We start from the raw sequence: 25,913 nt of genomic DNA, 5'->3' as shown, positions 1-25,913 counted from the left end.
ACGGGCGACCGTAGCGGCGAGGGATCGAAAGGACAGATATGAAAAAGATCATTTCAGGCATATTCGTTTGTTTGACGCTGACGGCGTGCAGCCAGACGGAAAAGGGCGCCGGTATTGGTGCGGCCAGTGGTGCAATCATCGGCGGGCTGGCAAGCGGCACGTGGCAAGGTGCTGCCGTGGGAGCCGCCGCGGGAGGTGCTGGAGGTGCTGTCATTGGGAACATCAGTGAACGAAACGACAGGAACCGCCGCGATCGCTGGGAAAATCGGGACCGGCGCGATTACGGTTGCAGATATCGGGATAACTACGGCCGCTGCCGATAAGGAGCTGGTCTTGGCGACGGGGGCTAAAAGCCGGCTGGATACTCAGCAGGTTTCGGTTCCCCGCCGATTGACTTGGTGGCCAGTCGGTCATGACAGTCGAGTTTATCTGAAACATACATATAAATTTGCTGTTAGAATTCTTGAGAACAGCTGTCTGGGACTTGCACGATCAGGCCACCATGAAACTTCTGCTTATCGAAGACGATCCAGAAATGACGGATGCCTTGAGGACGGCCCTCTCGCAGCATGGCATCGTGCTGGACGCTGTTGGAGATCTGGCGATGGCGCGGGAAGCAATCGCCATGGCGGATTACGATATTGTCCTTATCGACCGGCAACTGCCGGATGGCGATGGCAGTACCTTCCTCGCCGATTTGCACAGCACGGGTTCAAATACGCGATCGATCATCATCTCCGCTCTGAGGTCGACCGACGAGCGAATTTCCGGCCTCAATGACGGCGCCGATGACTATTTGCCGAAGCCGTTCGAAATTCCCGAGCTGATTGCCAGAATGAGCGCTGTGCTGAGGCGGGTGCCGACAGCCGGCCCGTTCGTCCTGTCGGCGGGAAACGTTACCTATGATCGGGTTTCATGCGATGTGCATGTCAACGGCATCAGGCTTGCGCTCACCCGCAGGGAACTGCTCATCATCGAAACTCTTTTGAGAAACCGTGGTCGTACCGTGTTGCGCTCGTCCCTTGAGGGGCAGGTCTATTCCTTTGACGACGAAATCCAGTCCAACTCACTGGAATCCAATATGTCTCGCCTGCGCCGAAAGCTTGTCGAAGCGGAGGCCGACATTGTTATCAAGAATATTCGTGGCATAGGCTACTACCTTCATGAGCAGAAATAGGATGACCAGCACATCCCTTCGCTGGCGATTCACTTTTGGTTTTATCGTCCTGCAGCTCTGCGCGGTCATCGCCTCGCTCAGCCTGGTTTTCTATCTCCTTTCTGGCCTCAAGCCCGATGTGGCGATCACGTCCATCTGGCTGTCTCAGGAAATCGCAGACTCGGTTCGTCTCGAGCCGAATGGCCGACCCCATCTGGTTCCGACGGCCGAGCTTAAAGAGATTATGGAGGAAGCGCCTGACCTGTGGTTCGTGGCAGACCTTGGAAAAGATATTGTCCTTGCACACGGCGTGCCTCCCGGGAAAATTGCCGACAACATGCCATTCCTGCGGGCGTTCAGAAGTGTCGAGCTCCATGGTGACCTGAACGATCCGCTGAGTGTCGCCCGCATGGAGCGTTTCGACACAGAGGCCGGTGAGGCAACGATTTTTGCCGGCGGTGTTTCGATGTCCCAATATGGTGTGACCGTGCTGTTGGGGAACCTTGCCATCGGCGTGCCGGCGCTGATCCTCGTCGCCATTTCCCTGATTGGCGTCCCGTTTGTCACACGCTGGGCTTTGCGGTCCTTCAGCGACCTGACCAGGCGTCTGGACAGGATAGATCTCGACACACGTGGTGCCCTGGTGGAAGAGCGGGGCTTGCCCACTGAGGTGCTTCGTCTGGTGCGCGACATCAACAGGGCGCTGCGTCGTCTCGATAGCGGCTTCGAGGCGACGGAGCGCTTCTTCGTCAACGCGGCCCATGAACTTCGAACGCCGATTGCTGTCCTGCAGGTGAGAATTGATACGCTTTCGCCAGGTGCGGACAAGACACACCTGCAGACGGCCATCAAGCGACTTACAGCGATCGCAAACCAGCTTCTCGACACCGAGAAGTACCGGCAGAAGCCCCAGCAGAATGCACCCGTCGATCTCAACAGCGTTGTGTCGAAGGTGGTCGCCGACCTTGCTCCCCTGGCGATCGCCGAAGGTTACGAGATTTCGTTCGATAGCGATGCGGAAAACCTGTTCGTTCCCGGGGATGCCGAAGCTCTCGAGCGTGCATTCGTCAATCTGGTCCGTAATGCAGTCCAGTATGGAGGCGGACGAGGACAGATATCGGTCAGTATTGAGGCTGACGGCAGCGTGACTGTCGCGGATCAGGGCTGCGGAATTGCCGGCGACAAGCAGTCGCGCATATTCGAACCGTTCTACCGGGTCAGCCCTCACGGCTCAGGTGCGGGCCTGGGGCTCAGCATGGTCAACGAGATCGTCACCCGTCACGGCGGTTACGTTGAGCTTTCGTCCGCTCCAGGCAAGGGCAGCACATTTGCCATACGCTGGCGCGAGAAGCGCGTTTTCCAGCAGCGGTAGGTCCGTCGCCTGCGCCAACAGGTCAAGCCGTTTTCATCCGTCGATGTTGGCTGAGCACGGCCGCGATCGCTTGATGTCTGGCGAGCAATCTCTGGCACGCCATCCACATTACAAACACTCTTTGCCGATCGGTTGATTTTACAGCGCGTGCCAAACGGATAGGCGCGACGACGGTTCCCCGTAATTTTCAGGTAACTCTCGTGACAGAGAAAGCCCGCAAATTTCAATAGCATGGGCCACGACTAAATGACACGACACATTACCCGCAAGCGTTTGATCCTGGGGGCGGCAACCCTTGTCGGTCTGCTGGGCGTCTGGCTCCTGTTTCTGCGTCCGCCGGCAAAACTTGAACTGGTGACGGCGCAGGCGCGAACGGGTGACATTGAAGAGGTGGTGCTGGCGACCGGGGTTCTCGAACCGCTCGAGCTGGTGCGTGTCGGCGCTCAGGCCTCGGGTCGCATTGAGCATCTGGCTGTCAAGATCGGTGACATCGTCGAGGCTGGCCAGTTGGTCGCCGAGATCGACTCCCAGACCCGGCGCAACACCTTGCGGGACCGCGAGGCCGCTTTGGCCAACATCCGCGCCGTTCACGCCGCGCGCAGCGCCGGTCTGGTGAAAGCCGAGAAGGATTTCGAGCGCGAGCGTGACCTGCTGGCAGGTGGTTCCACGCCGCGCGCCCAGTATGACGCTGCGGCTGCGATGCGAGACACCGCGCGGGCTGAGGTTCAATCGCTGGACGCTCAGGTAGCCCAAGCGCAGGTCGCGCTGGAGTCTGCGGGTATAGAACTGGACTATACGCGCATCACTGCCCCAATCGCCGGCACAGTGGTCGCGATCGTCACTGACGAGGGCCAAACCGTGAATGCCCTGCAGACTGCGCCGACCATCGTCATGATCGCGCGATTGGACACAATGACGGTGCGCGCGGATATCTCCGAGGCTGACGTTGTGCGTGTGCGGCGGGGCCTGCCGGTCTGGTTCAGCATTCTTGGCGATCCGAAGCGCCGTTTCGATGGGGAGTTGCGACAGGTGGAACCGGCCCCGGCCTCCATCGCCAACGAGAGCAACACCGCCGCGAGCCGGATTGGCTCAACCAACGGTGCGGTCTATTACACCGGGCTGATCGACGTGGCGAATGCGGACGGGGTCCTGCGGCCGTCCATGACGGCGCAGGTGTCCATCGTTTTAAGCCGCGTCAGCGGCGCCGTGCTGGTTCCGCTCAGTGCAGTGGAAGGGGCGCCGCGGGCCGGCGATACGGCGCGTGTGCGCATACTGGACGCGATGGGCGAGGTCCAGATCCGGCAGGTCCAGGTCGGCATCGATAACGGCGCGGACATCCAGATCCTTAGCGGTCTTCAGGCAGGCGACACCATCGTCCTTGGAGCATCCACGGACGAACGCACGGATGGCCAGGCTCAACTGGCCGCGGCGAAGCGGTAGGGCGCGTTATGACGGAACCACTGATCCGAGTACGTGGGGTATCCCGCGCTTTCCCCGCAGGCGACGAGATGGTGCGGGTGCTGAAAGACGTCGACCTCGACATCGAGGCCGGCGAGATGATGGCCATCATCGGCGCCTCGGGCTCCGGCAAGTCGACGCTGATGAACATTCTTGGCTGCCTCGATCGTCCGACGGACGGCAGCTACTGGATCGAAGGGCGCGAGACCTCGAAGATGTCCGTGGACGAACTGGCGGCGCTACGCCGTGAGCGTTTTGGTTTCATCTTCCAGCGTTATCATCTGCTTGGCGATCTCAGCGCGGCCAGCAACGTCGAGGTGCCGGCCATCTATGCCGGACGCAGCCGATCCGACCGGCACAAGCGAGCGATCTCCTTGTTGACTCGGCTGGGCCTCGCCGAGCGGACGGGCAATATCCCGGGCAAACTTTCGGGCGGCCAGCAGCAGCGGGTGTCGATCGCCCGCGCCCTGATGAATGGCGGCGAGATAATTCTGGCCGACGAACCGACCGGAGCGCTGGATACGCACAGTGGCGCCGAAGTCATGAAGATCCTGCGCGAGCTTCACGCCGAGGGGCATACCATCATCCTCGTCACTCACGACAAGAAGATCGCCGAACACGCGGATCGGGTTGTAGAGATCAGCGACGGCGTTATCATTTCCGACGAGCGCAATGTATCCAAATCCGCCGCGACGGCCCGTCCCATCCGCGAGCACGCGCCGGGCGTTGGCTGGCGTGGTGCGATTGACCGGATGACCGAAGCCTTTCGTATGGCGGGCGCGGCGATCTGGGCGCACAAGATGCGCTCGCTTCTGACCATGCTCGGCATCATCATCGGTATCGCCTCGGTAGCGGCTATCTCGGCACTGGGAGCCGGTTCGCAGCAACAAATCCTGAGCAGTATCAGTTCGCTCGGCACCAACACGATCGAGGTGCGGGCCGGGAAAGGCTTCGGCGATCTGGAAGCGGGCAAGATACGGACGCTGGTTCCCGCCGATGCAGAAGCGCTGGTGAACCAGCCCTATGTCGACAGCGTGACACCAACCGTCACGACAAGCGTAACTGTCAAGCGCGCCGCCGTGGCCGTCAATGCGTCAGTCACCGGAGTTGGCGCGGACTTCTTTCGTGTACGGGGCCTTGAACTGGCGCATGGGCAACTGTTCGACGCCCAGGATGTTGCCGCTTACAGCCAGAATGTGGTGATCGATGCAAACGCCGCGCGAGACCTGTTTCCAGACCGGGTTAACCCGGTGGGGCAGGTCATCCTTCTGGGCACAATGCCGGCGAGGGTTGTGGGTGTGACGAAACGGGAAAACTCCTTCGGCCCGGCGGTTGATACGCTGACCGTTTATGCGCCCTACACAACCGTCATGGGCCGTATGCTGGGTCGTCCGAACGTCGACGGCATAACGGTCCGTATCAAAGACGATGTCGACCCGGGCAATATCGAGGCCGCAGTTTCGCGCCTTATCGAGCGTCGGCATGGCGCGAAAGACTTCTTCCTCACCAACTCGGCGACCATTCGCGAGACTATCGAGACCACCACGCAAACCCTGACGTTGCTGATTTCGTCAGTCGCCGTGATCTCGCTGATTGTCGGCGGCATCGGTGTGATGAATATCATGCTGGTGTCCGTAACCGAACGCACCAAGGAGATCGGCGTTCGTGTGGCTGTCGGCGCGCGCCGCAGCGACATCCTTTCCCAGTTCCTGATCGAGGCCATCATGGTCTGCCTTGTCGGCGGCTTCATGGGAGTGATGCTCGCCCTTGGGATCAGCGCTCTTTTCAATTTTTTGAGCCCCGACTTCAAAATGATCTTCTCTTCGGGCTCCATCATGGTGGCCTTCGCCTGCTCAACCCTGATCGGAATCGTCTTCGGCTTCCTTCCCGCCCGCAATGCGGCAAAGCTGGACCCGATCGAAGCCCTGGCGCGTGACTGATGAACCGCAAACGCCTGCTTGGCTGCGATGCAACGATATTCGTGTCCAACGTAGATATGATCGCAAAGGGCAAACTGGAGGGCGGAGCATTAGCGGTCTTTATGGAGCCGCCGTATATTCAGACAGGCTGAGACTCAATTGGGGTAACAATGTTTGCCATGTTGGCTTTAGGGCACCCGGCTATGGGGAGGTAACGATGGCAATGAGGTCGAAAGCGGCCTTGCAATCCTGTCCCCGTTACTTCCGGTTGTTATTATTGAATCTCGCGTAATGTCACGAAACTGATGCTGACATGGCTGCATCTAACAACCTGCGCCCATCGCCCGCAAGCCAGGACCTGAAAGTCAGCAGGTCGGGGTTGATTTCGCGCATGAGTTTCAGATCGACCTGCCCGGCGAGCGGACCGTCTACCAGGCTCTCCGCCATGTGCGCGAGATCAGCGTTTGCAGCCAAAACTTCGTCCGGAAACCGTTCATACGCTATCGAGCGACCGGCTGCTTCGCTGAAGGCGGCCTTGAGCTCGTGGCCGGTCAATCGATCGCTGGCGATCTTAAGTGTTGCGCCACCGAAGCGTGACTTGTCGGCAAGCACGGCAGCGACAAACCTGCCGATGTCTTCCACGGCGGTAAGCTGAATGGAGTGGTCGGGTCGGATCAGGGACACCAGCCGGCCCTCATCCAGACCGAAGCCAGGTCGCACCAGCATTTCCATGAAAATCATCGGCCGGATGATGGTCGTAGTCATGTCGAGCTGTCGAATATGCGCTTCGATACGAGGCTTGGCGTCGAAACGCGGAACGCCTGTCAGTTCATTCCCCACGCTGGCGCCTGACGAATAAACAAAATGGTTGATGCCTGTTTCGGCAGCGATATCCGCAATCGATATACCATGACGGATTTCGTCTTCGGCAGCCAGGCTGGCTGGCAGTACGCTAAAGACACCGTAAGCGTCTTTCATCGCTGTGCGGATTACATTGGTCTCTTCAAATGAACCCTGCACAAGCTCGATGCCTGCATTGCGCAATTGCAGAGATGCAGCTTTGCTGGAGTCCGGAACGAGTGCGCGTACAGGCCATCCCGCCTTCAACAAGGCTCTGGCGACAGATCCTCCCTGTCTTCCGGTAGCGCCGAAAACCAGAATGGGGTGCTTGCTATTGGTCACTTGAAGCCCTCGCGTTAGACAAGGGCTGTCTATATATACGAATGTAATTCTGCCGGAAGACGGCACATTTTTCAGCATCAGGCACAAGGATGATACCCTTGGATAGACAGATCGATGCCAACACACCGCGCAGATCAGGGAACGACAGGCAATTCAGACCCATACCGTCAAACGGGGTCTGCAGCCTGCTAAGTGACAAATGGACTGTGCCGGTTCTTTGGCGCCTTTCTCTCGCTGAGGGTTATCGGCTCCGCTTTTCTGCATTGAGAAAAGAGGTCCGTGAAATCACTCAGCGCATGCTGACGCTCACGCTGCGTAATCTCGAACGCGAGGGATTCGTTATACGCCACTATTTCCCCGAAGTGCCACCACGTGTTGAGTATGAGCTGACGGATATAGGTCACGGAGCCTTACACGCCCTTGAGGGGTTCAACTTCTGGGTCCATGACAATCTGGACGCCATCAGAGAGCGCCGGCGCGCTTACGACCAGGAGGAGTTGTAAATCCAAGTGACCGAAATTGGCTGAGAAGGTCAGATGTCGGTCTAGGTTAGCAGCGCTCGGCTACGCTCGCTTTCCTCAGCAGATATTTCATCCCCGGCTTCCAGGGTTGCACAATCTGCTCGCGGGCCTAAATCAGCTATTCGAACGTGGCCAAGTTATTGACTCGTCTACGAAACTTCCGCTGCTGGAGTTTTGTGATGACAATGTCATTGGTTCGAATCCCCTTCAAAGCGGAAGACTAGTAACTACTCATCACCCGGGACTCCGTAGGAGGGGGCGGCTCGTGGATCCAGAGCACGTGTTACATAGTCCTGCGCCTGCGACTGGTAGACATTCCATGCCCGGGCCACCGCTGCAATCGGGCAACCTTCGTCCAGCCAGTCGATCCGCAATTCGGCATACGGCCAAGGCTGTTTGTCAACGATGAGTAAGCCGGCCGAACGCACGGGACCGGCTTCGCCCCCGGCATCAACGGCTGCCTTGAGCGCTGCAACCAGCCGGTCTCCCAAGGTGCCCGACGTTGTCTCGAACGTTTCGATCATTGCTTTCGGTACGCCGTCGTTTGCCAGCAGGTTTCCCGCCGCCACACACTGATTGCCGGTTACAGAGGTCCATATTCCAAGCGCATTTTCGCCGGAATGAATGGCGGTAGCGCCCGATGCATCCACCGCGAGCAACTGGCGATAGCCGGGAAAACCATCACTCTGCCGGGCTGCTACAACCGCATCCGCAGCACTGGCGCCGTCTTTCAGCGCCGCAAGCATTCGTGGTCCAAGAGCCGGATTGGTGACATTCTGAGTCGCGACTGCTCCTATGCCGGCCTCGGCCCAGGCGCATCGGGCTGCAACGGCAGGGGATGAAGATGAAATTGCGACGCCGAACTGGCCTGTCGTTTCGCAGCGCGCGACGATTGAGAAGGTCATGGGAAACTCCATCCTTGGGACGGCCGGCCACGCTTCTGCCGGCCGGCATCTGCCGAAGCGTATCTGGTATCAGTCAGGGATGACGGCCGTGGCGTCGATCTCGACAAGCCATTCGGGCCTCGCGAGTGCCACCACGACAAGCCCCGTGCAGACGGGGTAAACGCCCTTGATGTATTCGCCCATGGTCCGGTAGACGGCCTCTCGGTGGCGGACGTCGGTGAGATAGACGACAAGTTTGGTGACATGCTCCATCTGGCCACCGCTTTCCTGAACGAGCTGGCGAATGTTCTGCATGACCTTGTGCGTCTGCTCGACCGGATCATGGCTATCGATGTTCTTGGCGGTATCGAGATCCTGCGGGCATTGGCCGCGCAGGAAAATCGTCGTGCCGCGGGCGACGACGGCCTGGCAGAGATCGTTGTCGAGGTTCTGCTCCGGATAGGTTTCTTTGGTGTTGAACTTGCGAATGCGCGTATGTGCCATTCTCGTCTCCATGGGATTGTTCATGCAATGGGCTGGTTGTCTGCTGCGCCTTGGGATTCAATCCTGCGGCTTGTACGCCAGATAATTGTCCTGAATGGCTATGTGGTCGGCCACATACTTGGCATCGTGCCATACACCCCAGATGAAACTGGAGCCGCGGCCGGACAGCCAGGGAAGACCGAGAAAATAGATGCCCTTTTCGGGGCTGACGCCACGCTGGTGTTTCGGACGGCCAACGTCGTCGAACGCATTGACCCGAAGCCAGCTGTAGTCCGATGTGAAGCCCGTTGCCCAGATTATCGTCGTCACGTTTGCTGCGCGCAGATCAAGCTCGCGCAGCGGGTTGGTCACACAGTCAACCTGCGGTCCGAGGATACGTGCGTCGGGCTCCCGAGGCAGGTCGAGGCCGTTGCGGGCAACAAAGGCATCCGCCTCATCGAGCAGTGACAGATAATTCTGGTCGCCGCGATCAAGATTGCGGCCAAGGTCGTCTGCAAATGACAGTGATCCGTCACGATAAGCTCCCGTCATGCCGGCAAGCATCATGCCCTGCGCGGCCAGTCGCCGGAAATCAATGGTGTTTCCACCGCGAGCACCGCTGACGGCGATGGTGACGTGCTCCGAGCCCGGGGTCTGAGCCTGCGCGTCCCATTTCCCGAGGACACCAAGCCACCAGACGAAGTCGCGGCCACGATAGGAGCGGGGAGGGCGGTCATGCGGGCCGACCGAAAGATAGACCTTGCGTCCTGCGAGCATCAGTTCCTCGGCGATCTGGACGCCGGATGACCCTGCGCCGACCACCAGAACCGCGCCTTCGGCGAGTTGGGCCGGATTGCGATAGTCGCTCGAATGCATCTGTGTTACGCCAGCATTGTCGGGGACGATCGGGGGAATGGAGGGCTTTTGAAATGGACCGGTGGCGGCGACGACGTTAAGGGCTTCGATCACGCCATCGGAGGTTTCGACCCGGAAGCCTGGACGGTCTTCCAGACGTTCCACATTGACGACGTCGACACCACACCGGATCGGTGCCTTGTGCTGGCCTGCATAGGCTTCAAAATAGTCTGCCACACCGTCCTTGGGAACGAATGTATCCGGGTGACCTGGGAAATCCATGCCTGGAAAACGGTCATGCCATGCGGGGCCATTGGCGACCAGTGAATCCCAGCGCATCGAGCGCCAGCGTTCCGCGATGCGACCGCGCTCCAGCACGAGATAGTCGACACCGTTGCGGCTTAGATGTTCGCTCATGGCCACACCGGCCTGGCCGGCTCCGACAACCAGTGTATGGATCTTCTCGACTGACATGCATTCGCCCTTTTCTGTTTTGCCGCAACCCACCGCTTGGCGTCAGCTATCGTTCCGCTCTAGCGAACGGTTTGCATTCGGAAAATTACGATTTGCTGCAGCACTGGTTAGGATTGGCGAAAGCAGCGTCTTGCTCCGCCGTTCATGTGATGAACGGTTGCAGGGCCAGCAGAACATTTACATTTTGGCAAACGGCACATAATAAATTCACCTCGATAGTCCGCCGTCTGGGAGCGGGCATATGGTCGCGCTCTCGGTGCGCCACTTGGCATCAGGGCCTCAAATGCGTTTCACCTTGCGTCAGCTCGAATACTTTATTGCAACGGCCGAGGCCGGTTCGATAACTCTGGCGTCGGACCGCATCCACGTGTCGCAGCCATCCATTTCGACAGCTATCTCCCAGTTGGAAATCGAGCTCAACACCCAGCTTTTCCTGCGCCGTCATGCCCAGGGGTTGTCGTTGACACCGGCCGGGCAAAAGCTTTTGCTGCAGGCAAAAGCCGTGATAGAACAGGTTCAGAACCTCTATACCGCTGCCTCCGAGGCGACCGAACAGATCCGCGGGACACTGTCGCTTGGATGCCTCTTGACCTTCGCGCCGATGTTGCTGCCGGAGGTGAGCCAGAGCTTCAAGACGGCCTATCCAAGCGTCACTATCAGGCCGACGGTTGCAGATCACCGAACCTTGCTGACGCGGCTTGAGCGTGCCGAACTCGATATCGCGCTCTCCTATGACCTTCTCGTTCCGGAAGGTTTCGAGTTTACACCGCTTGCAGAATTGCCCCCTTATGTGCAGGTCGCGGAAACGGACCCACTGGCACAGCGCTCGGCAATTTCGCTTTCCGAGCTTGAGGAACACGAGTTCATCCTGCTCGATCTGCCGCTTTCGCGGGATTATTTCCTGGGTTTGTTTGCCGCTGCCGGTGCCACGCCCAACATCGTCGCGCAGATCCAGCATCAGGAGGTCATCCGCACGATGGTGGGCAATCGTTATGGCTACACCCTTGCCAATGTCCGTCCGAAGAACAAGGCTGCATTGGATGGAAAGCGACTTGTTGGCCTTCGTCTGTCGGGGGAGCATAAACCCATGCGCATTGGTCTGATCCGCATAGGTCAGCAGGTATCTACCCGCCTTGTCCGCACCTTTGAGGACCATTGCCGCAATCTGATTTCCGACAATTATGTGCCGGGTATGGAGTCGCCGATCCTCAACCTCCGCCGCACGGACCAGAGCTAGGCTCGTTTTTTTCAAAGCACCAGTTCCGAATATCTTATTTTGTTTTTTTGTCGCTGGCTGACAGTGTGCGCGCCAAACACCGCACTGTCAGTTCGGTGATTGCCGCATTACGGAGCCCAGCATGCTAGACAAAAGCCAGTCCGCACACCAGACAATCCCATCAGTGGTCGAGGCGATGACCAATCAAGAAAAGGTCGATCTCCTCTCCGGTTTCGGTATGTGGAAGACTGCGGCTGTCCCGGCTTACGGGATCAAGCCGATCGTGATGACGGATGGCACCTACGGCGTACGCTACTCGATTCCGCAGATCGATAGTGACGAGCGCGGTGGAATGGATCTCGATGCTTTTCTTTCGGTCGTGAACCAGCGCGCCAGCGATGTTGCTATTGCGTGGGGCGAGATGAAGCCCGCAACCTGTTTTCCTAACGGCTCTGCCATGGGCAACAGCTGGGATGAAGTCCTGATGCAACGGTTGGGAGAGCTCCTTGGCAAGGAATGCCGTGCAATGGGCGTGCATCTGCTGCTTGGGCCCGGCATCAACCTGCGCCGCACGCCCCTTGCTGGCCGGTCCTATGAGTATTATTCGGAAGACCCGCTGGTTACAGGCAAGCTTTCGGCAGCCGTCATCGAAGGAATCCAGTCGCAAGGTGTCGGCACATCGCTCAAGCACTTTGCCTGCAACAATTCCGAAGTCGAACGCACAACGATGGACAGTGTCGTCGAGGAACGGGCTCTTCGGGAAATTTATCTCAAGGGTTTCGAGATCGCGATCAAGCAATCGAAGCCCTGGACAATCATGTCCTCCTATAACCGTCTGAATGGTGTCCAGGCATCCCAGGACCCCTGGCTTCTCGATCAGGTTCTTCGCAAGGAATGGGGTTTTGAAGGTGTCGTGGTTTCCGACTGGCATGGCATCAAGGATCGCGCAGTATCGCTGGTCGCTGGCGGTGATCTCGACATGCCGGAAAGCCCACGCCGCAAGGCCGACCTTCTCGCCGCACTCGATAGTGGAGCTGTTTCGGCCGATGTTGCCGACCTTTCTTGCCGGCGCATGCTCGAGCTGATCGAGCTTTGCAACGAGGGAGCAAAGGCTCCCGTACCTGTCTATACGGCTGAGGAGCATCATGCCGAAGCCCGTGCAATGGCTGCTGCCTCGATGGTGCTTGTGCGCAACAACGGTGCCCTGCCGGTCAACCCCGACATGAAAACCATCCTTGTTGTTGGCCGCGATGCCGGGACACCTGTCATCCAGGGCTCCGGTTGTGCAACCACCATCCCGACGATGGTCGATCAGCCATTGGACGAATTGCAGAAGGCCCTTGGTGTATCGCACACGCTGACATTCCGTGAAGAAGCTGACGCGGATACCCTCGCAATGGCAGGCAAGGCGGATTTGGTTCTCGTCTATACCTCGACGGAAGGAGCTTATGACGGAGAAGGTTCTGACAGAACGACACTTGCTCTCGGTCCGGGCCAGGACGAAATGATTGCTGCTCTTGCCGCGGTTTCAAAGAACGTGGCTGTGGTGATTGCGTGCCCGGATGCGGTTGAAATGCCGTGGATCGACCAGGTGAATGCCGTGCTCGTCACCTTCTATTCCGGCCAGGCGATGGGTGGTGCGGTTGCAGATATTCTGAGCGGCAAGGTCAATCCGTCCGGCAAGCTGTCGGTTACTTTTCCCAAGCGTCTCTCGGACGTTCCAGGCTTCCTGCATTATCCGGGTGAAAACGGTCGTCATGTTTATGGTGAAGGCATTCATGTCGGTTATCGTGCCTACGACCTGCGTGAGGTGGAGCCGCTTTTCCCGTTCGGTCACGGCCTGAGCTACACGACGTTTGCCTATTCCGATCTGACCGTCTCCGCTTCCAGCATCGGTCTCAAGGATGAGATTACCGTTGCTTTCACCGTTACCAATACCGGCGACCGCGCCGGTGGAGAAGTCGCGCAGCTTTATCTGCAGGCTCCGGGAAAGCGATTGAAGCGTTCGCTGCAGGAACTCAAGGGTTTCGCCAAGCCGGTGCTGGCGCCAGGCGCGAGCGAGCGTGTTGAAATCAACATCAAGGGCTCGGACCTGGCCGTCTGGGACCCGGCGCTCGGGCGTTGGGTGCTTGAAGGAGTTGAAGCGCGGATCATCGTTGGCGCATCCTCGCGCGATCCGAAGCTTTCTGCCGGTCTGACGATCAAGCCCTCGGTCCTGCCGTTCCGCCGGATTGCCTACGACACCCAGCCTGCCTATGTGCTTCCGAACGCAATCGCTTGCGAACATATCTGCGCCTATCTGACGAGCCGTTGCAATATCTCTGCGGAGGACGCAATGCGCATGCTCAACCATTGCTCGAACTCGTTTTTTGGTATCTTCACGTCGCTTGAACGGCGTCTTCGCCTTTCCATTCCTGAGGCCGAGGTTGCTGGTCTGATTGCTGAGATCAACGCGGCGATGGATGCTGCGGAGGCGAAACTGTGACATCGACGCTGGATTGGCTGGCAAGGCTGGTCGCTCATCCGACGGTCAGTTCGGACACCAATCTTCCGCTGATCGACGAGATTGAGACAGCGCTGTCGAATGCCGGTGCTGTGTGTGACCGATTTTATGATGACACCGGGTTGAAGGCAGCGCTTCTGGCCCGGCTGGGGCCGGATGTGCCGGGTGGTCTGATGTTATCCGGCCATGTCGACGTGGTTCCGGTGGTTGGGCAGGACTGGACCGTTCCGCCCTTCGCCGTCACTCAAAAAGACGGCAAGCTCTACGGACGCGGCACAACGGACATGAAGGGCTTCGTCGCGTCGACGCTGGCGCTTGTGGAAACGATTGACGTGAAGAGCCTTGCGGCCCCTCTTTGGCTGGCTATTTCCTACGACGAAGAGATTGGCTGTGTCGGCGTAAGGCCGATGCTCGAGGAGATCGCCGCACGGGATATCCTGCCCGATCTGATCGTGGTCGGGGAGCCGACATCGATGCAGCTAGGCCTTGGTCACAAGGGCAAGATGGCTTTCCAGGTCAAGGTTACCGGGGTTCCCCGCCATTCGGCCGAGGCGCCGCTGGCACTGAATGCATTACACATCGCGGCTGATTTCATCGTTGGCCTGCGCCGATTACAGGACGACATCGCGGCTCGCGGCCCGCGTGAGCAGGGTTATTCGGTGCCATACGCCACGGTTCACGTTGGGAAATTGTCCGGTGGCACTGCGGTCAATCTCGTGCCGGATCATGCCGAGCTTCTGATGGAGTGCAGGATGATGGCTGCGGACGATCCTCTCGCTTTGGCTGAGCAGATACGCAAAGTCGCCGCCGCTGCGATTGCACCCTACAAGGAGCGTTTCAGGGAAGCCGCGATCGATATCGAGATTACCGGAAACTATCCGGGTCACTCGATTGATGGAAATCATCCGATTGTGCAGGCCTTCGCGTCGTGCTTGCCGAAAGGAAGCCGGGATTGCCGGGTGAGTTTCGGAACCGAAGCCGGATTGTTCGCGCAGGCACTGGATGTTCCCGTCGTGATCTGCGGGCCGGGAAGCATGGATCAGGGGCATCGTCCCGATGAATTCATCAAGCAGACGCAACTCGATATCTGTGACGCTGTGCTGGCGGATGCCGTTATTCGGTTTTGTGCAAGCCGGCGCCCGCTTGCTTCGTATGTCCCAAAGCAGATGCACGGAAAAATGTAATTTACCGAAACCATGCGGACGGGAAAAGTAGTTGATGAAGGTCAAACAAACTCAGAGGGTAAAATGAACAATAACGTATCACGTCGCGGCTTCATGAAGACGACGACGGGGCTTGCAGCCATGGCGCTGGCCGCTCCTGTCCTTCTCAAGGGTAACCGTGTGTTTGCCGGCGAAACACTTGTCGTGCGCGACATGGGCGGTGCCTTCTATGAAGGTTTCAAGGTTGCTTTTTATGATACCTTTGCCGCGGAAACCGGTGTTACCATCCAGACCAACACCAACGAGCCCGATCCTATCCCGCAGTACAAGATGGCAATCGATACGGATACGAAGCTGTTCGATGTTGCCCTGATGACACCGGAACACGTGCTGCGTATCCGCCAGCTCGGCGATAATTATATGCTGCCGCTCAACATTGAGGTTGCGAACAAGGACGATTTTACGCCGCATACATTCGAGACGGATTTCGTTGGCGTCGCCATTTTTGCGTTGGCCATGGGCTATCGCAAGGATACGGTAAAAACCGTTCCGACCAGCTGGGCCGATTTCTGGAACACAGAAGTCTTCCAGGGTCGCCGCGGTTTGTGGCGCAGCCCGGTCACGACGCTTGAAATGGCGCTGCTTGCGGACGGAGTACCGCTCGACAAGCTTTACCCGCTCGACGTCGACCGCGCTTTCAAGAGCCTCGACAAGATCAAGTCGCACATCAACATCTGGTGGACGTCGGGGGCGCACGCGACCCAGCTCCTGAAGGATGGCGAGCTTGATCTCATGTCCACCTGGTCGACCCGCGCCCAGGCTGCGATCAACGCAGGCGCCCCGGCGGGTATCGTCTGGAACGGCGGTCTGTTCAACATCGACGGCTGGACGATTGCCGGTAATACCGAGAAGGCTGACCTCTCCCGCAAGTTCATCGAATGGTGCCTTGATGCCAAGCGTCAGGCCGCCTACACGGACATTCTGGCTTGCGGCCCGACCAACATGAAGGCTTATGAGCATCTGAGTGCGGAAAAGTCTGCGCTCCTGCCGACAGCGCCGGAAAACATCAAGGGGCTGACAGTCCTCAACGCTGCCTACTGGGCAGAGAACCAGGACGAGTTGACCCAGCGCTTCGAGCAGTGGATCCTGGGTTAATTTTTCGCGGACAAGACCATCCGAGCCTCGGGTTTCGCCTTTTGGCGAGATCCCAATCTGACTATGAGTGGCCCGGTTCTGTGATATGCGGAACGGGCCATTTCAACGAACGGGACCACCATGGCTGACCTTTCCGCCAACACATTTTCTCGGCAGCGCCTCAGGCTCGACAGCCTCTGGCTTTCCACGCCGGGGCTTGCTTACATGGCGCTGTTGCTGATCCTGCCTGCCGGCGCGCTCATCTGGCAATCTTTCGTCAATCCGAAGACAGGTGCCTTCGATCTGACGGTCTACGAACAGATGTTTTCGGCGGGCGTTTACGTAAAAGTTCTCGCCAACACATTTGCGATTTCTGCGCAGGTGACCATTGTCTGCCTTCTGGTTGGCTACCCGATTGCCGTGTGGCTTGCAGATATGCCGGAATATCGGCGGCGCATGGCCATGTGGCTCGTTCTTTTGCCGTTCTGGGTAAGCCCGCTTCTCAAAAACTTCGCCTGGATCGTGCTTCTTGCCCGAAAGGGTATCGTCGCACAGATGTTGACCGGCATGGGTTTTGATACCGAACTCAACCTGCTTTACGGTCGTGGCGCTGTTGTTTTCGGCATGGCGCATGCGATGTTGCCAATTGCCATTCTCACCATGTTGCCGACGATGCTGTCGATAGACGGACGGCTTATGCCGGCGGCGATGACGATGGGCGCAAGCCGGAGCCAGTCGTTCTGGCGCATTTTCCTGCCTCTCTCCATGCCGGGTGTTGCGGCAGCGGGCTTGTTGATCTTCGTCATGGGTCTGGGTTTCTTCATTACGCCAGCTCTGCTCGGCTCACCGAATGAAACGGTGATCGGCCAGATGATGATCACTCAGGTCCAGAAGCTTTTCAACATGCGGCTCGCCGGCGCACTGGCGGCACTGCTTCTCGCGGTTACCCTCATCACGATTGCCGTTTATGATCGCTTTTTCGGGATGTCTGCCGTATCGGGTAACGGTGCAGCAGCCAGGCGTGGCGGTGTGATCGGAACAATCGGCGGTGCGATCATCGAGGTCGGGGCTAACGTCAGCGATTTCGTTGCACGCCTTCTGCCTACCCGTCTTGGTCGCGGCGCATTTACGATCTTTGTCTGGTTGGTCATTGCAGTGATGATTGTGCCCGTGCTTGCATTTCCACCGATGGCATTTTCCGGTTCGACTTTCCTGGAGTTCCCACCAAAAAGCTTCTCCCTTCGTTGGTTCCAGGCCTATATGAGTTCCGATCAGTGGATGGGGGCTACCACGCGCTCGGCGGTTATTGCGATCGTTACCGGTATTCTTGCAACGATCATATCGGGTATGGCGGCTTACGGTCTTGCCCGCACGCAGCGCAAGGCTGGCGGCTTGATTTTCCTCTCATTCATGTTGCCGATGGTCGTTCCAAATATCGTCATTGGCGTTTCGCTGTTCTACGTTCTGGCCAAGGTCGGGCTTATTGCGACAGACACGGGGATCATCCTTGGCCATACGCTTTCGGCGATGCCGGTGGTGTTCGTCATCTTGCTGACGACTTTTCGCAGTGTTGACTGGCGTCTTTTGCAGGCCGCAGCAACGCTTGGAGCCAGTCGGTTTCAGCAGATCCGTCTGGTGCTTCTTCCTATCGTCAAAGGTGGTGCAGTTGCCGCTTTCCTTTTCGGCCTTCTGCATTCCTTCGAGGAACTCACCATCGCCCTGTTCGTTGGCGCGGGCGTCAAGCAGACGCTGCCCAAACAGATGTGGGACGATATCATTCTCAGCATTTCCCCGACCCTGGCAGCAGCCTCGGTCTTCATCGTGGCGGTGGTGACCGTACTTTTCGTCATCGCCGAAAAGGCAAGGCCGCGCTGACATGCGCGACGCTGCCTCTCCCATCATGACCATAGGAAACACATTCGACATGTCAGCCGCCTCTGCCAACACGCCCGAAATCAAGCTTCAGGTCCAGGGCCTTGCAAAACTTTACGGCCGGACCATCGCACTCGATCACGTCGATCTCGAGGTGCGCAAGGGTGAGCTCCTCACACTGCTGGGGCCTTCGGGATCCGGCAAGACCACGCTGCTGCAGCTCATCTGCGGCCTGCAGGACCCGACCTACGGCAACGTCATCATTGACGGCAAGGATCAGACCCATGCACCGGTCAACAAACGCGACATTGGAGTCGTTTTCCAGAACTACGCCCTGTTTCCGCATATGTCGGTCGCTGAAAATGTTGGCTTTGCGCTGAAGATGCGAAGCCTTCCAAAGGCCGAAATCGATGCAAAGGTTGGCAGGGCACTGGAAACCGTGGGGCTTGCCCACGCGGCCGATCGCTCCCCCTCGCAGCTTTCCGGCGGTCAGCAGCAACGTGTCGCACTTGCCCGCTGCCTCGTCTACGATCCCGCGATCATTCTCATGGATGAACCGCTTGGCGCCCTTGATGCGAAACTCCGCGAAGTGATGCAGATCGAAATCAAGCGTATTCACCGTGAAACGGGCGCGACAATCATTTTCGTCACTCACGACCAGCAGGAAGCTCTGGCGCTTTCCGATCGCATCTGCCTGATGAATAACGGCAAGATCGCCCAGCTCGGTACGCCGCGGCAAATGTATGATGAGCCCGAAAACCTGTTTGTTGCAGACTTTATCGGCGTTTCGTCGATCATTCGCGGTACGGTGAAGGCAGGCGCCCTTGAAACCGCGATCGGGACTTTACCAATTGCGGGTGAGGCACCTGCGGATGGAACAAAGGCTGCCTTGGTTGTCCGGCCAGAGGCCATTACGCTTGGCGAAGGTTTCTGTGAAGGCCGTGTGCGCGAAACTGTTTATGGCGGGTCGGAGTTGCGCGTCATTATCGATGCCGGAAAGCAGGAAATCATCGCTCGCGCCCCGGCTCAGGCCGGAGACGTCGCAGTTGGTTCGACCGTCCGTTTCGGGTGGGCACCGCAATCCGCCCGGCTTCTCGTTGACAGGGACTAATTCTCATCATGACAGCTTTGCGTTTCCTCTACGATTGCGATCCGGGTGCAGATGACGCACTGGCCATGCTTCTGGCACTCGGGCGACCTGATGCACTGGAGATGGTTGCCGTGACATGTGTTGCGGGCAATGTTGGGCTTGAGCCGGTTGTCTCAAACGCACGGCGTATTCTTGAGCTTTGTGGCCGGCAGGATATCCCGGTTTATTCGGGCGCGGCTCGTCCCATCATGGCATCGCGTGGTCGTGTCTCGATCATGCACGGCTCCGACGGGCTCGCCGGCAGCACACTACCGGCGCCGGTGACACCTGTTGCTACGGGCCATGCCGCCAATGAGATATCGCGGATCGCCAGGGCTGAGGGCAAGCTGCACATCTGTGCTACCGGGCCGCTGACCAATCTGGCGCTTGCGCTTCTTCTCGACCCGGAACTTCCCGATTTTGTCAGTGCCATCACCATCATGGGTGGTGCCGCATTTTGTCCCGGCAACACCACGCCGCTGGCCGAGTTCAATTTTACGGTCGATCCCCATGCGGCCGCGATCGTCTTCGACAGCGGGATTCCGATTACCATGCTTGGTCTGGATGTCACGCGTCAGGCAACCGTTACCACCGACATGATTGAGCAGGTGAAGGCCATCGATACGCCCGTTGCCAACGAAGCGGCGCATCTACTGATCAATTACGGTTCGAAGGATCCGTGCCTGCATGATCCAGCCGCAATCGCCTGGCTGCTGAAGCCGGACATGTTCGATACCGTGCAGTCGCACATCTCCATTTATACGGATAGCGGGCCTGCTGCGGGCCAGGTGATCGCCGCCGTAAGTGAGCGACATCTTGCGGGCCGCCTACCCAATTGCACATTGGTTACTGGTGTCGATGCGGAAGAGTTTAGAAAACTATTCGTCGATGCTGTTCAAGAAGGTTAGATGGAGAGCGTTGGAAGCTATGCGTGCCGTGCCCGACATCAGCTCTGGCAAAGCTCACAAGACATTGACCGGTCGGCAGTCGTCTACGGGTCTTGGGACATCAGGCTGCCGAGACTGCCGATCGAGTCCGTACGGATTTCCGTCCCGGCGAGAGACTTGTGCGACAAACGGCAGAGAGTCCTCGATGTGAAGGGATCACAGTCATTCCTTTCAGGACTCTCTTTAGAGATGGATATTCTGTCCAAATCCTCGGCGCTTCATCTGGCGGAATTCACGGGCCGATGGTTCTAATCCTTTCAAGAGCAGGACTTGTTCCGCTTCGAGGAACGTAGCAGTTCGAGGGCGGCCGAAGCCGCCCCAGCCAGCACTTGACCTATGCCTAGCCGCTATCGACAACCGGAACGCAGAGGGCCAGATGGATCAACTTGCGATCTAGGCGGGGGATGACGAGTGCTATTGTCAGCGCTGGATATAGGGAAGTAGAGCTGTAAGAGGTACCGCCTGACCGACCGCGCCTTCCGAGACACCGAGATAGGCGGTCATTGGCGTGAGCATTGCCATGGGCAGCAATTCGCTGCTGATCAGGGCAAAGCTGCCGAAGATCAGCGAGACGACCGACAGCCATGTCGACATCGACCAAGGGCTTTTCCGTGAACCTGTTTCGGACATTATATCCTCGCCAATGACCGCTCGCGGCAATTGCATAGGTAAACGTAGGGACTGCTATTCGTACCGATCGTGTCGGCGCACCCAGTCCATTCCTTCAGCTTCATTGCGCCCCTTCGGAGCGAGATCGAGCAGCTGATAGGTACCCATCATCGCCTCGACGCCGCGCCCATAGGTGGAGTAGGTGCGGAAGACCTGGCCGGTGTCGTCCTTGTAGAAGGCGCTGATGCCCGGCCATTCCTCGCCGAGCTCCGGCCACTCTCCGAAATTGTAGTCGATCTTGCCGGACGCGACTTCGTCAGGTGTGAAGCTGACACGGAAATCGTGATTGAAGTCATTTCCGAAGGACGACACCCATTTGAACTGCCAGCCCATCCGCTTACGATAACGCTCGAGGTCGGCGAGCGGTGCGCGCGATATGGCGATCATGGTAACGTCGTGATGCGAAAGATGATTGTTCATGCCATCGGTATGATCGGCCATGAAAGAGCAGCTCGGGCAACCCTCCTTCCATCCCGGCGCGAACATGAAATGCTGCACCAGAAGCTGCGATCGGCCATCGAAAAGATCGGCAAGCGTTCGTGGGCCATCTAGCGTATCGAACACATATTCCTTCTCGATCCGTACCCATGGCAGCGCCAGCCGCTTTTGGGCGATCTCGTCCCTGTGTCGACTAAGCTCTTTCTCCGCTTTCAGAAAATCCCGCCGGGCGGTGAGCCAGTCTTTGGCTGAAACGATTTTGTGGTTCATTGTCAGTCTCCTCGGGTTTTAGGGGATGGATATTGCCGCCAGTAAGCGGAAGCGAGCTTCAGCCAGGGCGACAGGTGAAAGAGGCTCATCAACAGGTACATGAAGGCCATGCCGCTGATGGGCAGCATTTCGGGTGGGGACGCGCAGATGCTCGCCTGCATGTCGTTCGCCGAAATCCAGGCCATCGACGCGAAGGTTGGCGAAGCTGCAAGAACGAGCCAGCCTATCACATCGCCTGATCGCAGGGTGTCCGAAGAGCGTTTTCTTGTCGGTTTGGACATTGTCATTTCTGGGTTCCCTTTTGAGGTTCGACATTCCGTCCCGCGACGCTTAACCTGACAAAAATCTATGTCCGAATGGCGGGAGAATGTGAGTAACAAGTGTGACGGGATTTGAATGGACTCTCTGATGACCTTCGCGGCGCGGGCACTTGCGGCGGGTGATCCGCTTGCAGCGCTCAAGCGCATCGCCTTACGTGACGATGCTCCTGCACTCGCCCTGCGCGGCATTGCCATGTCGCAACTCGGCGATCTTGCGCGCGCGAGGGAACTGCTGGGAAGCGCGGCGCGCGCTTTCGGCAACCGGGAGCCTATGGCCCGTGCGCGATGCAATGTCGCGGAGGCAGAGATCGCGTTGGTCTTGCGCGACCTTGGCCGTCCCATGGAGGGGCTCGCCGCCGCCCGGTCCACGCTGGAGGCATTGGGAGACTTCGCGAACGCCGCGCATGCCGGCTATCTCGAAGCAAGGCGCTTGCTGTTGATCGGCCGTCTCGACGAGGCGGAGCGGGTTCTGGACGGCTTCGATGCTGGTGCGTTGCCGATGACATCGCGGGTAGGCTACGAGTTGGTGGTTGCGGGCATCGCGATGCGCCGCATACGCGCGAAGCTGGCTCATGATGCGCTCGATCGCGCAGAAATCGCCGCAGCCGCCGTCGGCAATGCTGCATTGAAAGCCGAGGTCGATAGAGCCGTGCGGGCCTTCGAAGTGCCTGCCGTGCGGCTGGTCGTGCGCAATGGACAACGGCTTCTTCGGCTCGATGAGGTCGAGGCGCTCATTGCATCGGGGGCGCTCATCATCGATCTGTGCCGGAACGTCGTGCGAGTCAATAAAACCATGGTCTTTCTCGCCAGTCGTCCGGTCCTGTTCGCGCTCATGCGCGTGCTCGGTGAGGCTTGGCCGGAAGATGTCACGCGAAAGGAGCTTCTCGTCCGCGCCTTTCGTGCACGGGAGGCAGATGAATCGCATCGCGCTCGGCTGCGGGTTGAGATCGGGCGTCTGCGCGAGGCAATCAGGCCCTTGGCGGAGATACGCGCCACCGAGCAGGGGTTCGTATTGGAGCCACATGGCGCCGGCGCGGTCGGGGTGCTTGTGCCCCCGGTCGAAGACGCGCATGGCGACGTGCTGGCGCTTCTCGCCGATGGCGAAGCCTGGTCCAGCTCCGCGCTTGCGCTTGCGCTTGACGTCAGCCCGCGCACGGTGCAGCGGGCGCTCGATACTCTTGCGAAAAATGACAAGGTGGAATGGTTCGGCCACGGACGCGCCCGTCGCTGGATTGCGACGAGCGTTCCAGGGTTCCCGACAAGCTTGTTACTCCCAGCCGTTGGCGTTTTAGGCTAGGATGAGGGCATGAAACACACAGCCGCCGAAATTATGCGTGAATATGGCCCTTTTCCCGGAGTGGATCACGTTCATGGGGTCAGCTTTGACGGCCGCCGGGTCTGGATGGCGACAGGCGCAAAACTGCACGCGTTTGATCCGGAGAGTGGGGACGTGCTGACCTCGCTCAATATTGCCGCCGATGCCGGTACGGCATTCGACGGCGAGTACCTGTTCCAGATTGCAGAAGCGGTGATTCGGAAGGTCGATCCAAAGACCGGCGAGGTGCTCGCCACGATTCCCGCCCCGGGCAATGGAGGCGATTCCGGCCTTGCCTGGGCTGAAGGTTCGCTCTGGGTTGGGCAACATTACGGCCGCAAAATCCATCAAATCGATCCTGAGACGGGGAAGGTGCTGCGCACGATCGAAACCGATCGCTTCGTTACTGGGGTCACGTGGGTCGACGGCGAGCTCTGGCACGGTACGTGGGAGAACGACCAAAGCGATGTCCGCCGCATCGATCCTTCGACCGGTGAAGTGCTGGAGCGGTTGGATATGCCGGCGGAAATGGCAGTTTCGGGGCTTGAGTCCGACGGACGCGACCGGTTTTTCTGCGGGGCTGGCGATAGCCCCAAAGTTCGCGCAATACGCAGACCAAAGCGATCTGAAACCGCTATGTGAAACAAGAAGCAATTCGCCGGTTTGTGCGATCTTTATTCGATGGCCGTCTCGGCGATAACCGTCGGCCTGCGTGAAAGTGGTTGTCGCTTTGCAGCGTCAGCCCGAACGAGGTTGCCGGCTCAGGGCAATGACATGTACTGCCGTTCGGGTCGCCGACAGTCCGCACCCGCCGCGGCTCTGCCGTTTCGTGGTGCCGATCAAATGGCAGGTTTCGGGTGGCGGCAGTGCATTGAATAGCTGACATCACGTCGGGAGCCGTCAGAATGCTCAGCGCCAGAAGCGGTCATTGCAATGATCGTCATTCTGCACAGTTTGATATCAAAGCCATCATTTCTGTGGAGGTGATATCAATGCCGGCAGTCACTATTCGAAACCTTTCTGATGGAACACATCGCGCTCTGCGGGTGCGAGCGGCTCATCATGGGCGGAGCACCGAGGCTGATATCCGTGACATTATTGAAGTGGCTGTTCGTCCTCCTGAACGTGTCAAGCTTGGCTCCTTGCTGATGGCTATTGATCGCGCCGCCGAGCTTTCCGACAGCGACGTTGATGCCCTGCAGAAAAGTCGCGACAAGACACCTGCTGAACCGATGACCTTCAAATGATCTTGCTGGGCACCAACGTTATATCCGAACCTTGGAAACCGGTTTCTGATGAGGCGGTAATCGCCTGGTTGGACGCCCAAGCTATAGAAACGCTTTTCCTCTCTACAAAACGATTACTGAACTTCGTTTCGGGATTGCTGCTGTGCCTTCAGGGAAACGGCAAACTATCCTCCGCGGCCGCCTTGAAGGCGAAGTGCCGCCCCACTTTTCCGAGCGCATCCTTTCCTTCGATCTGGCTGCTTCTCAGTTTTATTCCGAACTGATGGCACGCGCTCGAGTATCTGGGAAAGCGATTGGCGCGGCTGATGGTTACATTGCGGCCACAGCGGCAGCAAACGCCCTAGTGGTCGCAACTCGCGACATTAGTCCTTTCGAGGCTGCGGGGCTGAAGGGGATCAATCCCTGGTCCAGATAACGATGGTGTGCATATAGGTGTCGTGAGTTCGGATCCCTTCATCTGCAATTGTATATAACCTCCTGAAAGCCTGTGCTGAAGCATTCGGCCTTCATCTCTATCCAGAATCTCGAAAAGATAGAGAAACCCATGTATGGCGGGTCGCTTCATACACGCTCTGAGTTGGTTCCATAGCATCTGGGTCTTCAAAACAGCCCAAGGCGATGGCGACGAGGTTAGGCCGAAATTCCGGTATCCAGTAGACAGTTGATCCACAAGCGGGGCAAAAACGGAACTCTAGGCTCTTCCCGCTATCGCCGGGTCGTATATAGGTTTGGTGCTTCCCCGACGCCTTGATTTGATCGGCAGCATAAAACACTGCGACACCGAATGCTGAACCGGTACGATGTTGGCATGCGCGACAGTGACAAACGGATATCTTATGGGGTTCGCCGTTTGTCACCACTGTTAGCTGATGACATGAGCAATGGGCCAGGCGCACAATGTTGCTCCCAATTTCCAAATTTTTCGATTCTGAATATGCGCGATGACGACGACGATATCGGAGCGGCAAGCTTTGATCAATTTGACATTTGGGATCAATATGGAACTTCACTGATGATTTTAGCCATTGCTTATTCCATGGAATCCTGGGGTAGCCACTTTGCTATCGACATTCGCAAGGTCGTACCGATCATGATCATCCTCGTGGTATCCTATACCCCTCCGTTGCCAGTGTAGTTACCGGCTTTATCGCTGGAGCGAGCCGCCCACCGCGGGCGCGATACGGCGATACCGTATAAGCGACCACACAGGGTGCGTAGCACGGACGAGGGTGGGAGCCTTTCGGTCAACTACCCCGGCGGGAGAGAATTGTTCTATCTCAGCGCGGTTGAGCTTAAGAGGCGGGTTAAGTGCCGTGACACTATTCAGAGGGCGCCATACCGTTCCTCGCTGCACAGATTTACCCGCCCCCTTTCATCTCGCCTTAG

At 58.2% G+C, this 25,913-nt stretch carries 25 protein-coding genes and 1 pseudogene; 18 read left to right on the top strand and 8 right to left on the bottom strand.

Annotated elements, in window-relative coordinates; translation table 11 throughout:
• Positions 1-38: 38 nt before the first annotated feature.
• From JZX88_RS12910 to JZX88_RS12890, 5 genes are all read left to right on the top strand, one after another.
• A complete protein-coding gene (locus JZX88_RS12910; RefSeq protein WP_080723233.1) occupies positions 39-323 on the top strand; it encodes a YMGG-like glycine zipper-containing protein in 285 nt (94 codons plus the stop codon).
• Between the two features lie 179 nt (positions 324-502).
• Positions 503-1,177, top strand: a complete 675-nt coding sequence (locus JZX88_RS12905) for a response regulator transcription factor (protein WP_206913811.1) — start codon at positions 503-505, stop codon at positions 1,175-1,177.
• A gap of 1 nt (position 1,178) precedes the next feature.
• A complete protein-coding gene (locus tag JZX88_RS12900) occupies positions 1,179-2,528 on the top strand; it encodes a HAMP domain-containing sensor histidine kinase (protein ID WP_206913810.1) in 1,350 nt (449 codons plus the stop codon).
• Positions 2,529-2,774: 246 nt separating this feature from the next.
• A complete protein-coding gene (locus JZX88_RS12895; protein ID WP_206913809.1) occupies positions 2,775-3,968 on the top strand; it encodes an efflux RND transporter periplasmic adaptor subunit in 1,194 nt (397 codons plus the stop codon).
• Positions 3,969-3,976: 8 nt separating this feature from the next.
• The gene (locus JZX88_RS12890; RefSeq protein WP_206913808.1) at positions 3,977-5,926 is read left to right on the top strand and encodes a MacB family efflux pump subunit; all 1,950 of its coding nucleotides are present in this window, start codon (positions 3,977-3,979) and stop codon (positions 5,924-5,926) included.
• Positions 5,927-6,199: 273 nt separating this feature from the next.
• Here JZX88_RS12890 and JZX88_RS12885 read toward each other — a convergent pair whose 3' ends face one another.
• Positions 6,200-7,087 carry an NmrA family NAD(P)-binding protein gene (locus tag JZX88_RS12885; protein WP_206913807.1) on the bottom strand — a complete coding sequence of 296 codons (888 nt, stop codon included), beginning with the start codon at positions 7,085-7,087 and terminating at the stop codon, positions 6,200-6,202.
• Positions 7,088-7,176: 89 nt separating this feature from the next.
• Between JZX88_RS12885 and JZX88_RS12880 the strand changes: the two genes are divergently transcribed.
• On the top strand, positions 7,177-7,590 hold the full coding sequence (locus JZX88_RS12880; protein WP_206913806.1) for a helix-turn-helix domain-containing protein: 414 nt from the start codon (positions 7,177-7,179) through the stop codon (positions 7,588-7,590).
• 245 nt (positions 7,591-7,835) lie between these two features.
• On the opposite strand, the gene JZX88_RS12875 is transcribed toward JZX88_RS12880, so the two are convergent.
• From JZX88_RS12875 to JZX88_RS12865, 3 genes are all read right to left on the bottom strand, one after another.
• The gene (locus tag JZX88_RS12875) at positions 7,836-8,513 is read right to left on the bottom strand and encodes a DUF1028 domain-containing protein (protein ID WP_206913805.1); all 678 of its coding nucleotides are present in this window, start codon (positions 8,511-8,513) and stop codon (positions 7,836-7,838) included.
• 69 nt (positions 8,514-8,582) lie between these two features.
• A complete protein-coding gene (locus JZX88_RS12870) occupies positions 8,583-8,996 on the bottom strand; it encodes a RidA family protein (protein ID WP_065116692.1) in 414 nt (137 codons plus the stop codon).
• 57 nt (positions 8,997-9,053) lie between these two features.
• Entirely contained in the window at positions 9,054-10,304 is a 1,251-nt protein-coding gene (locus JZX88_RS12865) for an NAD(P)/FAD-dependent oxidoreductase (RefSeq protein WP_206913804.1), read from the bottom strand.
• Between the two features lie 283 nt (positions 10,305-10,587).
• Between JZX88_RS12865 and JZX88_RS12860 the strand changes: the two genes are divergently transcribed.
• From JZX88_RS12860 to JZX88_RS12830, 7 genes are all read left to right on the top strand, one after another.
• On the top strand, positions 10,588-11,541 hold the full coding sequence (locus JZX88_RS12860) for a LysR family transcriptional regulator (protein WP_206913824.1): 954 nt from the start codon (positions 10,588-10,590) through the stop codon (positions 11,539-11,541).
• 121 nt (positions 11,542-11,662) lie between these two features.
• Positions 11,663-14,005, top strand: a complete 2,343-nt coding sequence (locus tag JZX88_RS12855) for a glycoside hydrolase family 3 C-terminal domain-containing protein (protein WP_110760641.1) — start codon at positions 11,663-11,665, stop codon at positions 14,003-14,005.
• Positions 14,002-15,207 carry an acetylornithine deacetylase gene (gene argE, locus JZX88_RS12850; protein WP_206913803.1) on the top strand — a complete coding sequence of 402 codons (1,206 nt, stop codon included), beginning with the start codon at positions 14,002-14,004 and terminating at the stop codon, positions 15,205-15,207. The genes JZX88_RS12855 and argE overlap by 4 nt, the downstream gene beginning before the upstream one ends.
• Positions 15,208-15,270: 63 nt before the next feature.
• Positions 15,271-16,341 (top strand): ABC transporter substrate-binding protein, encoded by a 1,071-nt coding sequence (locus JZX88_RS12845; RefSeq protein WP_206913802.1) that lies wholly within the window; start codon positions 15,271-15,273, stop codon positions 16,339-16,341.
• Positions 16,342-16,461: 120 nt separating this feature from the next.
• Complete coding sequence (locus JZX88_RS12840; protein ID WP_065116686.1) at positions 16,462-18,195, top strand: ABC transporter permease subunit; 1,734 nt, start codon at positions 16,462-16,464, stop codon at positions 18,193-18,195.
• Between the two features lie 49 nt (positions 18,196-18,244).
• Complete coding sequence (locus JZX88_RS12835; RefSeq protein WP_236771580.1) at positions 18,245-19,303, top strand: ABC transporter ATP-binding protein; 1,059 nt, start codon at positions 18,245-18,247, stop codon at positions 19,301-19,303.
• 8 nt (positions 19,304-19,311) lie between these two features.
• Entirely contained in the window at positions 19,312-20,229 is a 918-nt protein-coding gene (locus JZX88_RS12830) for a nucleoside hydrolase (RefSeq protein ID WP_065116685.1), read from the top strand.
• 459 nt (positions 20,230-20,688) lie between these two features.
• Here JZX88_RS12830 and JZX88_RS12825 read toward each other — a convergent pair whose 3' ends face one another.
• From JZX88_RS12825 to JZX88_RS12815, 3 genes are all read right to left on the bottom strand, one after another.
• Positions 20,689-20,862 (bottom strand): hypothetical protein, encoded by a 174-nt coding sequence (locus JZX88_RS12825; protein ID WP_206913801.1) that lies wholly within the window; start codon positions 20,860-20,862, stop codon positions 20,689-20,691.
• Positions 20,863-20,952: 90 nt separating this feature from the next.
• The gene (locus JZX88_RS12820; protein WP_142856203.1) at positions 20,953-21,645 is read right to left on the bottom strand and encodes a thioredoxin family protein; all 693 of its coding nucleotides are present in this window, start codon (positions 21,643-21,645) and stop codon (positions 20,953-20,955) included.
• 2 nt (positions 21,646-21,647) lie between these two features.
• Positions 21,648-21,926 (bottom strand): hypothetical protein, encoded by a 279-nt coding sequence (locus tag JZX88_RS12815; protein WP_246753470.1) that lies wholly within the window; start codon positions 21,924-21,926, stop codon positions 21,648-21,650.
• Between the two features lie 115 nt (positions 21,927-22,041).
• On the opposite strand from JZX88_RS12815, the gene JZX88_RS12810 reads away from it, so the two are divergent.
• The 4 genes and pseudogenes from JZX88_RS12810 to JZX88_RS12795 all read left to right on the top strand — a co-directional run bounded on the left by JZX88_RS12810 (position 22,042) and on the right by JZX88_RS12795 (position 24,942).
• Positions 22,042-23,262 (top strand): helix-turn-helix domain-containing protein, encoded by a 1,221-nt coding sequence (locus tag JZX88_RS12810; RefSeq protein WP_206913800.1) that lies wholly within the window; start codon positions 22,042-22,044, stop codon positions 23,260-23,262.
• Between the two features lie 9 nt (positions 23,263-23,271).
• Entirely contained in the window at positions 23,272-23,922 is a 651-nt protein-coding gene (locus tag JZX88_RS12805; RefSeq protein ID WP_206913799.1) for a glutaminyl-peptide cyclotransferase, read from the top strand.
• 350 nt (positions 23,923-24,272) lie between these two features.
• Complete coding sequence (locus JZX88_RS12800; RefSeq protein ID WP_142856673.1) at positions 24,273-24,527, top strand: plasmid stabilization protein; 255 nt, start codon at positions 24,273-24,275, stop codon at positions 24,525-24,527.
• A pseudogene (locus JZX88_RS12795) lies at positions 24,524-24,942 on the top strand (PIN domain-containing protein). Before JZX88_RS12800 ends, JZX88_RS12795 begins: the two are co-directional and overlap by 4 nt.
• 97 nt (positions 24,943-25,039) lie before the next feature.
• On the opposite strand, the gene JZX88_RS12790 reads toward JZX88_RS12795, so the two are convergent.
• Positions 25,040-25,426 carry a GFA family protein gene (locus JZX88_RS12790; RefSeq protein WP_077768067.1) on the bottom strand — a complete coding sequence of 129 codons (387 nt, stop codon included), beginning with the start codon at positions 25,424-25,426 and terminating at the stop codon, positions 25,040-25,042.
• Here JZX88_RS12790 and JZX88_RS12785 point away from each other — a divergent pair.
• Positions 25,336-25,662: a hypothetical protein gene (locus tag JZX88_RS12785; RefSeq protein ID WP_206913826.1), complete on the top strand. Its 327-nt coding sequence runs from the start codon at positions 25,336-25,338 to the stop codon at positions 25,660-25,662. The genes JZX88_RS12790 and JZX88_RS12785 overlap by 91 nt on opposite strands.
• The last annotated feature ends 251 nt before the right edge of the window (positions 25,663-25,913 follow it).

Origin of the sequence: Agrobacterium sp. OT33, from assembly GCF_017313365.1 — a bacterium.
Taxonomy (GTDB): Bacteria; Pseudomonadota; Alphaproteobacteria; order Rhizobiales; family Rhizobiaceae; genus Agrobacterium; species Agrobacterium rhizogenes_A.
This window is presented reverse-complemented; position numbering and strand designations above follow the sequence as displayed.

Excerpts from the sequence above, each read along its gene's own strand:
- JZX88_RS12910 (WP_080723233.1), top strand. The coding sequence starts at position 39 with ATGAAAAAGATCATTTCAGGCATATTCGTTTGTTTGACGCTGACGGCG.
- JZX88_RS12905 (WP_206913811.1), top strand. The coding sequence starts at position 503 with ATGAAACTTCTGCTTATCGAAGACGATCCAGAAATGACGGATGCCTTG.
- JZX88_RS12900 (WP_206913810.1), top strand. The coding sequence starts at position 1,179 with ATGACCAGCACATCCCTTCGCTGGCGATTCACTTTTGGTTTTATCGTC.
- JZX88_RS12895 (WP_206913809.1), top strand. The coding sequence starts at position 2,775 with ATGACACGACACATTACCCGCAAGCGTTTGATCCTGGGGGCGGCAACC.
- JZX88_RS12890 (WP_206913808.1), top strand. The coding sequence starts at position 3,977 with ATGACGGAACCACTGATCCGAGTACGTGGGGTATCCCGCGCTTTCCCC.
- JZX88_RS12880 (WP_206913806.1), top strand. The coding sequence starts at position 7,177 with ATGATACCCTTGGATAGACAGATCGATGCCAACACACCGCGCAGATCA.
- JZX88_RS12875 (WP_206913805.1), bottom strand. The coding sequence starts at position 8,513 with ATGACCTTCTCAATCGTCGCGCGCTGCGAAACGACAGGCCAGTTCGGC.
- JZX88_RS12870 (WP_065116692.1), bottom strand. The coding sequence starts at position 8,996 with ATGGCACATACGCGCATTCGCAAGTTCAACACCAAAGAAACCTATCCG.
- JZX88_RS12865 (WP_206913804.1), bottom strand. The coding sequence starts at position 10,304 with ATGTCAGTCGAGAAGATCCATACACTGGTTGTCGGAGCCGGCCAGGCC.
- JZX88_RS12860 (WP_206913824.1), top strand. The coding sequence starts at position 10,588 with ATGCGTTTCACCTTGCGTCAGCTCGAATACTTTATTGCAACGGCCGAG.
- JZX88_RS12855 (WP_110760641.1), top strand. The coding sequence starts at position 11,663 with ATGCTAGACAAAAGCCAGTCCGCACACCAGACAATCCCATCAGTGGTC.
- JZX88_RS12845 (WP_206913802.1), top strand. The coding sequence starts at position 15,271 with ATGAACAATAACGTATCACGTCGCGGCTTCATGAAGACGACGACGGGG.
- JZX88_RS12840 (WP_065116686.1), top strand. The coding sequence starts at position 16,462 with ATGGCTGACCTTTCCGCCAACACATTTTCTCGGCAGCGCCTCAGGCTC.
- JZX88_RS12835 (WP_236771580.1), top strand. The coding sequence starts at position 18,245 with ATGTCAGCCGCCTCTGCCAACACGCCCGAAATCAAGCTTCAGGTCCAG.
- JZX88_RS12830 (WP_065116685.1), top strand. The coding sequence starts at position 19,312 with ATGACAGCTTTGCGTTTCCTCTACGATTGCGATCCGGGTGCAGATGAC.
- JZX88_RS12825 (WP_206913801.1), bottom strand. The coding sequence starts at position 20,862 with ATGTCGACATGGCTGTCGGTCGTCTCGCTGATCTTCGGCAGCTTTGCC.
- JZX88_RS12820 (WP_142856203.1), bottom strand. The coding sequence starts at position 21,645 with ATGAACCACAAAATCGTTTCAGCCAAAGACTGGCTCACCGCCCGGCGG.
- JZX88_RS12815 (WP_246753470.1), bottom strand. The coding sequence starts at position 21,926 with ATGTCCAAACCGACAAGAAAACGCTCTTCGGACACCCTGCGATCAGGC.
- JZX88_RS12810 (WP_206913800.1), top strand. The coding sequence starts at position 22,042 with ATGGACTCTCTGATGACCTTCGCGGCGCGGGCACTTGCGGCGGGTGAT.
- JZX88_RS12805 (WP_206913799.1), top strand. The coding sequence starts at position 23,272 with ATGAAACACACAGCCGCCGAAATTATGCGTGAATATGGCCCTTTTCCC.
- JZX88_RS12800 (WP_142856673.1), top strand. The coding sequence starts at position 24,273 with ATGCCGGCAGTCACTATTCGAAACCTTTCTGATGGAACACATCGCGCT.
- JZX88_RS12785 (WP_206913826.1), top strand. The coding sequence starts at position 25,336 with ATGCGCGACAGTGACAAACGGATATCTTATGGGGTTCGCCGTTTGTCA.